The sequence below is a fragment of the Planococcus sp. YIM B11945 genome (assembly GCF_050864155.1).
GTDB lineage: Bacteria > Bacillota > Bacilli > Bacillales_A > Planococcaceae > Planococcus.
Window position 1 is genome coordinate 317,719 of the sequence record NZ_JBOZWR010000007.1, and the last position, 12,200, is coordinate 329,918.

12 protein-coding genes are annotated in these 12,200 nt (G+C 47.8%); 1 reads left to right on the forward strand and 11 read right to left on the reverse strand.

Features of this window, described 5'->3' with window-relative positions; all coding sequences use genetic code 11:
* Positions 1-40: 40 nt before the first annotated feature.
* From ACRRQV_RS15030 to nagE, 8 genes are all read right to left on the reverse strand, one after another.
* The gene (locus ACRRQV_RS15030; protein WP_432532311.1) at positions 41-310 is read right to left on the reverse strand and encodes a PTS sugar transporter subunit IIB; all 270 of its coding nucleotides are present in this window, start codon (positions 308-310) and stop codon (positions 41-43) included.
* Positions 310-750, reverse strand: coding sequence for a PTS sugar transporter subunit IIA (locus ACRRQV_RS15035; protein WP_432532313.1), 441 nt, complete (start codon positions 748-750; stop codon positions 310-312). The genes ACRRQV_RS15030 and ACRRQV_RS15035 overlap by 1 nt, the downstream gene beginning before the upstream one ends.
* A gap of 32 nt (positions 751-782) precedes the next feature.
* Positions 783-2,900 carry a BglG family transcription antiterminator gene (locus ACRRQV_RS15040; protein WP_432532315.1) on the reverse strand — a complete coding sequence of 706 codons (2,118 nt, stop codon included), beginning with the start codon at positions 2,898-2,900 and terminating at the stop codon, positions 783-785.
* A 571-nt stretch (positions 2,901-3,471) separates the two neighbouring features.
* Positions 3,472-3,741: an HPr family phosphocarrier protein gene (locus ACRRQV_RS15045; RefSeq protein WP_432532317.1), complete on the reverse strand. Its 270-nt coding sequence runs from the start codon at positions 3,739-3,741 to the stop codon at positions 3,472-3,474.
* 103 nt (positions 3,742-3,844) lie between these two features.
* Positions 3,845-4,567 (reverse strand): GntR family transcriptional regulator, encoded by a 723-nt coding sequence (locus ACRRQV_RS15050; protein WP_432532425.1) that lies wholly within the window; start codon positions 4,565-4,567, stop codon positions 3,845-3,847.
* Positions 4,568-4,572: 5 nt separating this feature from the next.
* On the reverse strand, positions 4,573-5,313 hold the full coding sequence (gene nagB / locus ACRRQV_RS15055) for a glucosamine-6-phosphate deaminase (protein ID WP_432532319.1): 741 nt from the start codon (positions 5,311-5,313) through the stop codon (positions 4,573-4,575).
* Complete coding sequence (gene nagA, locus ACRRQV_RS15060; RefSeq protein ID WP_432532321.1) at positions 5,310-6,479, reverse strand: N-acetylglucosamine-6-phosphate deacetylase; 1,170 nt, start codon at positions 6,477-6,479, stop codon at positions 5,310-5,312. Before nagA ends, nagB begins: the two co-directional genes overlap by 4 nt.
* A 181-nt stretch (positions 6,480-6,660) precedes the next feature.
* On the reverse strand, positions 6,661-8,583 hold the full coding sequence (gene nagE, locus ACRRQV_RS15065) for an N-acetylglucosamine-specific PTS transporter subunit IIBC (RefSeq protein ID WP_432532323.1): 1,923 nt from the start codon (positions 8,581-8,583) through the stop codon (positions 6,661-6,663).
* 420 nt (positions 8,584-9,003) lie between these two features.
* On the opposite strand from nagE, the gene ACRRQV_RS15070 reads away from it, so the two are divergent.
* The gene (locus ACRRQV_RS15070) at positions 9,004-9,183 is read left to right on the forward strand and encodes a hypothetical protein (RefSeq protein ID WP_432532325.1); all 180 of its coding nucleotides are present in this window, start codon (positions 9,004-9,006) and stop codon (positions 9,181-9,183) included.
* Here the strand turns inward: ACRRQV_RS15070 and ACRRQV_RS15075 are convergent.
* From ACRRQV_RS15075 to ACRRQV_RS15085, 3 genes are all read right to left on the reverse strand, one after another.
* Positions 9,180-10,388 carry an RtcB family protein gene (locus ACRRQV_RS15075; RefSeq protein ID WP_432532327.1) on the reverse strand — a complete coding sequence of 403 codons (1,209 nt, stop codon included), beginning with the start codon at positions 10,386-10,388 and terminating at the stop codon, positions 9,180-9,182. The genes ACRRQV_RS15070 and ACRRQV_RS15075 overlap by 4 nt on opposite strands.
* Positions 10,389-10,410: 22 nt before the next feature.
* A complete protein-coding gene (locus ACRRQV_RS15080) occupies positions 10,411-10,551 on the reverse strand; it encodes a hypothetical protein (protein WP_432532329.1) in 141 nt (46 codons plus the stop codon).
* A 122-nt stretch (positions 10,552-10,673) separates the two neighbouring features.
* Positions 10,674-12,143, reverse strand: coding sequence for an aldehyde dehydrogenase family protein (locus ACRRQV_RS15085; protein ID WP_432532427.1), 1,470 nt, complete (start codon positions 12,141-12,143; stop codon positions 10,674-10,676).
* Positions 12,144-12,200: the final 57 nt, after the last annotated feature.

Genomic DNA, 12,200 nt, shown 5'->3' on the forward strand with positions numbered 1-12,200 from the left:
CCCCTTTGATTGTTCCTGTCTGTGTGCAACGGTTTAGTTATTAAACCGGCAAATTGGCTTCGATTGCTGCATTGATTTCATCCATATCAAAGTAATTGTTCACAATGATGACTTTCCCGGCATGGTCTCCCAAACTTTCTGCCAGCTCGTTGCTTGTAAAAATATAATCCGCACTCATGCTTGAGGCAGAAGAAAGATCGATATGCTCCACATCTGCCATAATTCCTTTTTCGTTTAATGCTTGTTCCACGTTCATCCGCAAAATCAAACTCGTCCCTTGCCCTAATCCACATACACATAAAATTTTCATCATTTATTCCTCCCAATTAGTTGTTGTATTTCTTCATAGCTTGTTGCTTTTTTTAATTTTTCTACATGCGCTGGATTGTTCAGCAGCATCACCAATTGCTTCATCATGCTTAAATGTTCATCGCTCGAAGAAGCGCCTAACGCAAAGACCAATTCGACTGGATCGTTCGCTGCACTGCCAAAAACAACCGGATTTTGCAATCTGACAAACGACGCTGATGCTTCTTTCACCCCATCTTCCGGCCTTGCGTGGGGCAGTGCAATTTGCGGAGCCAGCACAAAGTACGGCCCGTTTTTTTGATACGATTCAATCATCGCTTCCACATAACGCGGTTCTGCGAGCTGCTCCGAGACGAGCAAACCGCCTGCGGCTCGAATCGCTTCTTCTGGAGTAGCTGCGGCAACATCCAATGCCACCAAGTTTTCCTCTAAAAATTTCATAGGGTTATTCCTCTCTGTTCATCGTGTAGTTTTTACTGTGAATTCGCTTTGATCACTTCATAAATATCCTCTGGCGAATCGGCTTTCATCAGCATGCACTTTGTTTCTTCTTTGCCTAATAGTTTTATCAACTGCCCCAAAGCTTTCAAATGCATTTCGCCGTCAATCGCAGCCAGCACAATAATCAGCTTGACCTGATGCGCCTCTTTTTCTGAAAATGCCACGCTTTCTTTTAGCTGCAGCAAGCTCATTCCGAGTTTATGGACCCCGTCTTGCGGCCTTGCATGGGGAATGGCGATTTGAGGCGAGATGACAATGTATGGCCCCATTTTCTCCACTACCGCAACCATCGCTTCGACATACTGGCCAGTGATCTCCCCGCCTTCCAAAAGCGGCTGCGCTGCCAGCCCAATGGCATGGCGCCAATCCTTGACGCTTTCTGCAAGTTGAATGCGTTCGGGTTGCAACAAGTCCTGCAAATCCGGCTTTTTCGCCTCTTTTGCACTAAGTTGAGGCTGGTAAAAATACTGTTTCAATTCCCGCTCCAAACTCTCCACATCCTGGATATTTGCATGAGTGCGGATGATATCCATGACGGCGTCCACGGAATTCCGCTGTTGCTGTGGCGCAATGGCCATGAGCGAATTCACTTTCTTGAGCAAGCTTTCTTTTTCCGCTTCCGTCAAAATCGGGCTGACGACAAACACCGGCCGGTCTTTCTCTTCCAAAGGAATCGTCGAGATAATAAAATCGGCATCGCTTTGATTTTTTTCATAATCCCGTAGCGATACGCTCCCGATGATATCCACCGTTGAAAACAAGCCTTCCAATTGATGTTGAAGCAGCCGTGAAGTTCCGACTCCTGATGTGCAAACAAGAAGAGCATTTTTTCTATCTGCCGGACGCGCACCAATTCTTTCCATCCAGCCGCCAAAATGGGCAGCAATCAAAGCGATCTCCATATCATCTACCGGTTTTCCAGCAGCCGCTTCCAAATGGCGGGCTACTTTTTTCGTCAGTTGAAAAATATCCGGGTATTTCTCTTTGATTGAATCGGCCATATCGTTTTCCGCTTCCAGCCCGTAAAGAAGCCGGTAATAAGCGGGTTTTACATGAAGCAATAAATTTTTTTCTACTTCTTCGCGATTTTCAAATAAAATACAGGCGTATTTTTGAAAATCCGTTACCATGCTGCTGACAATGCCGGAAAGAATTTTGGCGTCTTGGCCAGGGGTGCTTTCAAGTGCCGTATCTGAAAACTGCACTCTCGAACTTAACAAATGTTTCGTGATGTAGAAAACTTCGTCCTCTGGAAAATCGACTTCCAAAAGCGAGGAAAGCTTTTTGCTTATTTTTTTCGCCGCTTCGTATTCGCTGGTTTCACTCAATACCGTTTTCTCGACATCATCGACACTGACGTTTTTTCCTTGGGCCAGCCTTCTGCCAAACAACAACAACCGGAACGAAAAACTATGGAGAAACTCATCCGTGAACTGAACATTCAATTCCTGTTCCGTTTCCGCAATCAATTCTTCCACTGCGCCCATCTTTTCAAAACCGAAAAAGTCGAGAGCTTCGTTGCCGTTTGCAAAAACAGAAGAGATTTGAGCTAAAAGCTGTTGCCAGCCTTGCTTTGGCAAAACATGCTGCAAATAAAACACAACGGCTTTTCGTTTATCGTCTTCTTTTCCGGTTAGTACATATCCGGATTTCCGATCCGTCTCCAACTCGAGTTCGAAACGCTTTAATTCCGTTTTCATGTTCTTTAAGTCATTGATGGTCGTGTTTCGGCTCACCCTCAGCTTTTCCATCAAGTCGTCCAAATACATCGCCTTGCTGCCAATCAATAAATAAATTGCCAGCCAGGCGCGGCGTTCTTTTGCGGAATACTCGTAATGCCAAGTTTTCAACATCCCTAGCTTTTCCGGAATCTGCTTTGCTGCTTCTTTTTCAAGATGAAATCCAACAGAACGCACATGCTGGACTGCAGGCAGCTTTTGATCTTTCAGCCAATCATTGATTTTTTCAATATCATAGTAAATGGTTCTCCGCGAAATATTGAATTTCTCCGTTATTTCATTTAAAGAAACGTAGCCTGTCGTTTGAGACAGATAAGATAGTAAGGCATGGCTTCTTTGGTCCAGTGCCATCGGTTACCCCTCCTTTCTATTCAATAAATGTGCAAGAAACTGGAATCAGATAATTTAGAACTCTTTGTTACTTTTATTATACTCGCGCTGTATTGCCTTGTAGAGACCAAATGCTCCCTAGCCGTTTGTGCAAAATTGGACTTTTAGTCAAAAGAAAAATCCCTCTTCTTTATTAGAAGAAGAGGGATTGAATTTGCAGACAAAAGAATTTTCAGCAAAATTATAAATTCTTTATAGATGCATAGAAGTGAAATCCCGGATCCCGCGCTTCAACCGGACACTTGCCGCGGGCTCGCGCTCCGGAACCTCAGTATAGAAAGTAGAAAGCAACGCCTCAACCGGGCCGGCCACGGAGACTCCTGTGGGAGCAGTGAAGGAGCAAAGCAACAGAGCGACACGAGCCGCAGACCCTGGAGCGAGCAGCGCGAGTGAAGCGGCTAAGGCCGTGCCCACGGAAAGCGGAGTGGCCGGGCTGGTTGGGTTTACCCATTCCTATCCATTTATACGGGATTTTGTCTATAGTAAAAAGCCAACCCCTTCACTAAAAAGGAGTTGGCTTTTCTAAATTTTCTTATGCTTGGGCAATGCTTTGGGAAACCAACAAATCTTCAACTTTAGCCATCAAAGCTTCTTCGTCTGAACCGTCTGCACTGATTTGGATTTCTCCGCCTTGTGCGATTCCTAACGACATAACGCCCATGATGGATTTCATGTTGACTTGCTTATCTTTATACCCGAGTTTCACTTCAGCAGAAAAAGGTGACACTGCAGAAACCAATGCTGATGCTGGACGTGCGTGAAGGCCTTCAGGGCTAGTGATTTTGTAAGTTTTTTCGATCATGTTCAATTCTCTCCTTTTTTCCGGCTCGTTGCGTATTGCGGCCACTCTCTTTAGCATAGCATTGTCCGCTTCTGTCCGTCTATTTTCTTACTCATATTTGCGTTTACCGGCGAATTTCACTCGTGAATTTGTAGCGGTCAGCCCGGTAAATGCTGTGAACCACTTCAAACGGGACGTTATTCCCTAACCGGCTCACGCGTTCGATGATCAATACGGCAAAAGGCGTCTGCACATGAAGCAGCACAGCGTCATCTTTTTTGGCTAGCGACGCTTCCATACGCTGGATTGCATGGCCGATTTTTTGGCCGGTTGCCGCTTCGATGTACGCATAAAGAGAACCGGCCAATGCTTCTTCGCTGAGGTCCGGTACAAGCTTCGCAGGCACATACGTCCGCTCGATGGCCATCGGGATGCCGTCTGCATAACGGATCCGCTCTACATAAACGACTTCCTCTTCTGGCGACAACTTCAATTCTTCCGCCACGCCATTGTCTGGCATCCGTTTTTCAAACTTCAGCAATTGGCTGCTCGGAGACATGCCGCGCGCTTGCATATCTTCTGTAAAGCTCGTCATTCCGCTGAGAGGCTGCTCGACTTTCGGCGCCGCCACAAACGTGCCGCGCCCTTTTTCCCGGTAAAGCTGGCCTTCATTCACAAGGTTGGTAATTGATTGGCGCACCGTCATGCGGCTGACGCCAAACGTTTCAGCCAGTTCCCGTTCAGAAGGAATGGCTGTACCGAGCGGAAAAGCCCCTTCTTCCATTTGGCGCTTTAAAAATTCTTCGATTTGGACGTAAATCGGAATCGGAGATTGTTTGTCTAACAAGTGGTTCACTGCCCTTCTGTTTTGGCAAGGCTGTAGGCTTCTTGGTCCACCATCAATAAGACATTAGGATGGTTCCATAAAAACGATGCTGGAAAATCTTCGCTGACGGATTTATCCAGCAACCGTTTGACCGCATCCGCTTTGTTTTTACCGGAAGCCAATAAAAGAATTTGTCTGCTTTTTAAAATCGAGCGGATGCCCATTGTAATGGCATGCGTCGGCACGTCTTCCACGTTTCCGAAAAAGCGTGCGTTGTCCTGCCGAGTTGAGTCCGCCAACTCGACGCAATGCGTCACCGTGCCGGCTTTTGTTCCTGGTTCATTAAAACCGATATGGCCGTTCGTGCCAAGGCCGAGAATTTGCAAGTCCATTGGGCCAATGGAATCGATCAGCCCTTCATAGCGCCGGCATTCTTCTTCCACTGAATCCGGCTTGCCGTTTGGCAAGTGTTGATTGGCATCTGGAAGATCGATGTGGTTGAACAAATGCTCCGCCATAAATGCATGGTAGCTTCTTGGGTGCTCAGGATCCAAGCCCAAATATTCATCGAGATTAATCGTCTGCACGTGTTTGTACGACATTCCTCTCGATTTGACCCCTTCCGCCATTTTTCGGTAAAGCCCGACCGGCGTCGACCCCGTTGCAAGCCCCAGCACCGAATCGTTCTTTGCTTGGACTTGGCGTTCGACCAAAATGGCCGCTTGTTTGCTCAATGCTTCAAAATTATCAAATACCTGCACTTTCATGCTAATTCCTCCTTCGAGTAGGCAATGGCGCCTCTGCAGATCGTCAGTTGAACGTTAAAGTGTTCGTCAAGGATCGCAATATCCGCGTCTTTGCCAATTTCTAGGCTGCCTTTATTCGCAAAGCCAAATTCCGCCGCTGCATTGGCAGAAGTCATGGCGACCAACTCAGATACCGAGCAGCCGGTGACCTCTGCTACATTTTTTACCGCTGTCTCCATCGTCAGAATGCTGCCGGCAAGCGTGCCGTCCGGAAGCCTTGCATCTTTCTCCGTCACGTGCACGTCTTGGCCGCCCAAATCATAAACGCCGGGTTCAAGCCCTTTCGCCCGCATGGCATCCGTGATCAGCAGCATGCCTTCTGCCCCTTTTTGGCGAAACGCCAGTTCAACCGATTTCGGATGGCTGTGAATAAAATCGGCAATCACTTCCGCCATTAACTTTTTCTCCAATAAAGCCGCTCCGACCACTCCGGGATTGCGGTGATGCAGCGGACTCATTTGGTTGTATAGGTGCGTCACGTGGCTCGCGCCTGCCTCAAGTGCTTCTTGTACTTCTTCAAACGTGGCATCGGAATGGCCGATTGAAGCGATGACGCCGCTTTTTGAAACATTTTTAATAAATGCGAAGCCGTTCTCCACTTCCGGTGCCGCCGTCACTAGACGAATGCGGTTGCCGCTTTGCCGCTGCCATTTTTCAAAAAGCGAAACCGATGGAACGGCAATGTGTTCAACGGGCTGCGCACCTGGCCGCTTGGTCGATATAAATGGCCCTTCCAAATGGACGCCAAGCATCTCGGCTTGGCCAACGCTTGACGCAAACTGGCTCGCGTTGTCCAGCGCTCGGCTGATAGCTTGTTCGGACTGTGTCATCGTCGTCGCCAAAAAACTGGTCGTTCCTTCGCGCGGCAAGGCACTTGCCATGCCGTTTAACGCTTCCGGAGTAGCATCCATGACATCAAATCCTGCAGCCCCGTGAATGTGGACGTCGATGAATCCAGGCATTGCAATCCAGTTTTTATTCGCAGCATCGATGTGGATGTCCGCCTGTTTTTGAAGAGACGGAGCCGCTTCTGTGATTTTTCCATTTTCGATGAAGAGATCGCCAACCATGCTGCCTTTTTTTGCATCGGCAATGGTAATGGATGTAAGTAAGATGGTTTTATTCACAACTGCCTCTCCTTTGTGAAAACCAGGAAGCCCTAATGGATTTCCTGGTTTGTTTTGTCCTGTTTTAACTGTCAGTAGACTCCTGCTTTTTCAAGCAGGAGATCAACTGACCGTAAAAACCCGATTGGATCAACTAACATACAATGGGGGATTAAGCCCCATTGTATGAAGTTTCTCTTTATTATTGGATTTGAATGATGGACGTTTGCCCTTGTTTTTGGTCGCCTTGTTTCAAGACATCCAGCTTTTGTCCGCTCAAGTTTGTAAAAATGACCGGTGTAACCGTAGATGGTGCATTGGCTTCGATATAAGCCAAATCAATGTTCACTAACGCATCGCCGCGCTGGACCAATTGGCCGTCTTCGACAAGCAGTTCAAAACCTTCGCCTTTCAAGTTGACCGTATCGAGTCCGATGTGGATCAACACTTCAACGCCTGTATCCGTTTCAAGGCCGATTGCGTGTTTGGTCGGGAAGATGCTGACGATTTTGCCGTCAACTGGCGAACAAACCACATTTCCGGAAGGAACAATGCCGAAGCCTTGGCCCATCATGCCTTGCGCGAACACTTCATCCGGCACTTCGTTCAACGGAATGATTTTCCCGTCAACCGGCATGGCAAAATCTTTTGCCAAAATCTGTTTTGCTGTTTGTTCTTCTGTACCCGCTCCTGCCTCAAAATCAACGGACTGGCCAGGCGCTGCAGCGGGTGCTGGATTGCCGCTTGCCATCCGTTTTGTCATGGCATCTGCCAAAAATTCAACCGTTGTTCCGATAACTACTTGCACATTGGTTTTGTTGATTTTCATCAATCCGCGTGCGCCATAGCGTTTTAATTCTTTTTCGTTGACCCGGTCTGCATCTTTGACGGTCATGCGAAGGCGTGTTGTGCAATAATCGATGGCAACAATGTTGTCCGTGCCGCCAAGCGCGTCAATCGTGTGGTACGCTTTGATGTCGGTCTCGTCGCCGCCAAACTCGGTGTTGCCATTTTCCATATCATCTTCGTCTTCACGCCCTGGTGTTTTCAAATCCAATTTGATGATCAAGAAGTAGAAGATGAAGAAATACACGACGCCCATGCCAAGCCCAATGACCAATAAAAGCAGCGGGTTTTCAGCAAGCCCGTAGTTCAGCACGAAATCGATCGCGCCGGCAGAGAAGCCGAAACCGTGGCGGATATCGAGCGCAAAGGCTATCATCATGGCGACTCCTGTCAAGAGCGCATGGGTTACATATAATACTGGAGACAAGAACATAAACGAGAATTCGATTGGTTCCGTAATTCCTGTTAAGAATGATGTGAAGGCAATACTGATGAACATCCCGCCAACTACGGCTTTGCGCTCTTTTTTAGCAGCCATGTACATAGCCAAACACGCTGCCGGAAGGCCGAACATCATAATCGGGAAAAACCCGGACAAAAATGGACCGGCTGTTGGATCACCGTTTAAGAAACGGTTAATCTCGCCCCGGACCACATCGCCTGCGGCATTTGTATACGATCCAAAATCAAACCAAACGATGGTGTTGATGACGTGGTGCAAGCCTGTCGGCAACAGCAAACGGTTCAAGAAACCATATGCTCCGACTCCAAGCATTCCTGCATTTAAAACCCAGTCGCCCGCTCCGTCAATCACTTGCTGGATATACGGCCAAACATAGCCTAAAATTCCGGCTAATACGGTCATTGTCGCGGCGGTGATAATCGGCACAAACCGCCGGCCCCCGAAAAATGCCAGCCAGTCGGGGAATTTCACGTTATAGAATTTATTGTATAAAAGACCTCCGACGATCCCGGACAAAATCCCGGCAAACACACCCATATTGATGGTGTCGTTGATGACAACGATGGAGTTGGTCAAGACCAAGTAAGCAATGGCACCGGCTAGTGCGGCTCCCCCGTTGCTGTCATGGGCAAGCCCGAAAGCGATGCCGATGGCGAAAATGATGGCGAGGTTATCTAAAATCCCGCCTCCCGCTGCCGACAAAAACGGCCAATCGAGAAGGTCCGGCTGCCCGAAACGCACAAGAAGCGCTGCAGCTGGCAATGTCGCAATCGGAAACATCAATGATTTCCCTATTCGTTGCAAAAAGTTAAACAAAATATTCCACCCCTTTTATGTAAGATTAAGTTCACTATAAATAAAATCGGTATAGTTGTCTATACCAATTTAGCGTTTTTACGAAAAAATGTATGCGGTTGCAAAAGAAATGAGAATATTTTAGAAAGCGGCTTATAACCTTGAAGTTTCAGTTTGCCTTATGCACCACAAAATGAGCAGGGAAACGAGGCATCCCTGCTCATTGAATTTCGCTATTCGTTACCTGCCAGTTCGAGAACAAGAAATTAGCCTTTAGCTAATTTCGACCTTCTGTATTTTACGAATTCGAGGATATAGAAATTACATAATGTGATGACCGGCACAAAAAACGGCAAGACGAGAATGCCCAAACTCGTAAATACTCCTTCTGTCTGTTTGTGAAAGGTTTGAACGTCCAGTTTGTAAAGCAGGACGGTGGCTATGGATAAAATTAAGAAATTTACAGCAAATGCAATGAGCCTTGCTTTCCCTTTCTGCTTCTTCACCTTAAATAGCCAAACTGAAGCCAACGTAGAAACGAAAAAAGAAAACAGCAAAACAAAAAGAACCATTATGTTCAAAGCCCTCTCCTCTTTTCTTTCACTTTGGCCAAGTTTTTAATCTTTATACGGATCCAATTCATTTGCACCAGCCATGCAGACGCCGACCGGCTTCAAGACGTGCAGGATGTCAATCGTCTCTTTATGGGCATCAAGCACGGTTTGGAGTTTGCGGTAGACGAACGGGCTTTCATCGGTTCCCGCTCCGCGCAATTCCACACCGAACGATTTGACGGCTCGGTACATTTGCTTTTCGGTGATTTGACCGCCTGAACGCTGGCGGGTTTTCCAGTTCATCTTGCCCGCTGCCTGTGTGCGGCTCATGATGCGCCCCGCTCCGTGAACCGTGCTGCTGAAGGCATTCGTCGTCGCTTCGCTTTCTTTGCCGCGGACGATGACCGAAATGTCGCCCATGCTGCCGCCAATAAAACCAAGCTGGCCGGCTTTGGACGGGGTTGCGCCTTTTCGGACAACGATCGTCTCTTGGCCAAAATGGTTTTCTTTCCAAGCAAAATTGTGGTGATTGTGGACAGAGAAAACCGGTTCGGCACCGATTAACGAAAGCACTTGATCGGCAACATAGTCTCGTCCCGCATATGCGTAGCGTCCTGCAAGAGTCATTGCTTTAAAATACATATCGCCGACTTCGCTGTCCAAATCCAAAAGTGTTGGAGCCTGCTCCATGCTTTCGCCCGGGGCTTTGTCCGAAAATCCTCGGCCGTTCGCCAAATTCAAAAATCCGCTTGCCGTTTTATGGCCGAAGCCGCGGCTGCCAAAATGGTTGGCCACCCAGACGTCTCCTGTTTGCTCATCTACTAACAGATCAACATAATGATTGCCGGAACCGACCGTTCCCAACTGTTCAATCGCGAGTTTTTTTAATTTGTCATGTTCTTGCTGGCCAATCTGCTTAAAGACGTTCCAGTCCGGATCGTCAAACAGTTCATGGTCGACCCGCTCTTTGTTTTTGCGGCCGATGCCGAACGAAATCGTGCGGTTGATTTCATCCATAATGCGCGGCAAATCGCGTTTGATGTCCGCATATTTTAAGTTGGTTTGCACTGCTTTATTGCCGCAGGCGATGTCGTAGCCGACACCGGACGGCGAAATTTGTTTATCGTAGGCGACCACTCCTCCTACCGGCTGGCTGTAGCCGTAATGGCCGTCCGCGCAAAGAACGCCGCCGATGACGTTGCCCGTATCCAAGCAATTTTGGAACTGCCGCAGCGTTTGGTCTTCGGGTATGCCAAAAATGGTTTTTTTCATTCCGTGCCTCCTGATTTGTATACTAGTTAATGTCTTTGCCAATTCTTAATATGATCCGTGGAATAAAGAGCAAGATATCAACGATATAGCCGCCCATTTCCAAGAGGACCTCGAATAAGTCCCAAATCCATCCACGGTTCTTTTTTGTTCGTTTCTTTTCCATACCCCATCCCCCTTTTCAGCATTCTACCAATTCATACGAAATTTTCTGAAAGAAGTTTCAGCATGCAAAAAAGAAAAGCTCCGCATTCACTAAAAAGTAAATGCGAAGCTTCTTATCTTATTTTATTTCAATCGCTCTATAAAAGGACCATAGTCGCGCGGCGTGTGTTGGATGGAAATCCATTTCATTGTCGTGAATTCCTCCAAAACCCAGTCCCCGTTGAAACGGCCAAGGCCCGATTCTTTTTCGCCGCCAAACGGCACGTGCGCTTCATCGTTCACCGATTGATCGTTGACGTGGATCATGCCGGTGAAGATTTGATGGGCAAAATTCGTGCCTCGCTCAATATTGCCGGTATGCACAGCGCCGCTCAAGCCGAATGGGAAGGCGTTGACTTGTTCAATCGCTTCTTCTTCGCTGTCAAACGGAATCACTACCGCAACCGGCCCAAAGATTTCATTGGTTGCAATCGGCATATCGTTGGTGCCGTTAACGAGCACCGTCGGCTGCAGCACATTGCCGTCGCGCTTGCCGCCCAAACGGATTTCTGCGCCTTGAGCGATGCTTGCTTCGATGTCGTCCATCAAGCGGTCGACTTGGCCGCTATTGATCAGCGGGCCGACATGCGTGTCAGGTTCCGCAGGATTGCCATATTTCAATTTCTCTGCGCGTTTAATAAAAAGTTCCACAAATTCGTCGTAGCGGTCGCGGTGGACGAAAATCCGGTTGATCGCCATGCAAATCTGCCCTTGGTGATAAAACTTGCCGAATAGCGCAGAATCCACAGCCCGGTCGATATTTGCATCGTCCAATACGACAAACGCATTATTGCCGCCAAGTTCAAGTGCCGTTTTCTTCAAGCTGCCGCCGGCCAGTTCGCCGATGTGCTTGCCGACTGGCGTCGATCCCGTAAACGAAATCAAACGAGGAATCGGGTGTTTGACAATGTCGTCGCCAATTTCTGAACCGCGTCCGACAATAACGTTGAGCAATCCTTTTGGCAGCCCCGCTGCTTCAAAAATGCTGGCGAAGATCAATCCACCGGTAACAGGTGTATCCGTTGCGGGTTTGATGACCACGCCATTGCCTGAAGCAATCGCCGGTGCAATCGAACGCATCGCCAAGTGGAACGGGAAGTTCCAAGGGCTGATGACGCCGATGACGCCAATCGGATTGCGGTAAATGCGGTTTTCTTTTCCGGGTGTTTGGGATGGCAAAATTTTGCCTTCCATTTTAAACGGAAACGTCGACACTTCTTTTACAACGTTCAGTGCTGCGCCAAATTCCGTCTCTGCTTTGATGACGGTGCTGCCCGCTTCTTTGACGAGCCATTCGGTGATGGTATCTTTGTTTTCCTGCATCACTTCCACCACTTTTTCAAGAACCGCGCGTTTGTTTTGCGGCAATTCTTCTTTCCATGCGCCTTGCGCTTTCGCAGCGGCTTTATAGGCTTTGTCCAAATCGTCTTTGTTGGCCGCTTGAATCGTCACAAGTTCTTCGCCCGTGAACGGATTGGTGTTTTTCATTTGGTTCTCGCTGGATCCGTTTTGCCATTGTCCATCAAAATAAATGCGTGAAAAGTCGGTATTCATCATATCGCAAATCTCTCCTCTATTAAGTAAACTGCCATGGCTAGAAATTGAAATGTT

Bases quoted from the DNA above. Each gene is read 5' to 3' on its own strand.
- ACRRQV_RS15040 (WP_432532315.1), bottom strand. From the start codon at position 2,900: ATGGCACTGGACCAAAGAAGCCATGCCTTACTATCTTATCTGTCTCAA.
- ACRRQV_RS15045 (WP_432532317.1), bottom strand. From the start codon at position 3,741: ATGATCGAAAAAACTTACAAAATCACTAGCCCTGAAGGCCTTCACGCA.
- nagB (WP_432532319.1), bottom strand. From the start codon at position 5,313: ATGAAAGTGCAGGTATTTGATAATTTTGAAGCATTGAGCAAACAAGCG.
- ACRRQV_RS15080 (WP_432532329.1), bottom strand. From the start codon at position 10,551: ATGGAAAAGAAACGAACAAAAAAGAACCGTGGATGGATTTGGGACTTA.
- ACRRQV_RS15075 (WP_432532327.1), bottom strand. From the start codon at position 10,388: ATGAAAAAAACCATTTTTGGCATACCCGAAGACCAAACGCTGCGGCAG.
- ACRRQV_RS15070 (WP_432532325.1), top strand. From the start codon at position 9,004: ATGGATAAAATTAAGAAATTTACAGCAAATGCAATGAGCCTTGCTTTC.
- ACRRQV_RS15085 (WP_432532427.1), bottom strand. From the start codon at position 12,143: ATGAATACCGACTTTTCACGCATTTATTTTGATGGACAATGGCAAAAC.
- ACRRQV_RS15030 (WP_432532311.1), bottom strand. From the start codon at position 310: ATGAAAATTTTATGTGTATGTGGATTAGGGCAAGGGACGAGTTTGATT.
- ACRRQV_RS15035 (WP_432532313.1), bottom strand. From the start codon at position 750: ATGAAATTTTTAGAGGAAAACTTGGTGGCATTGGATGTTGCCGCAGCT.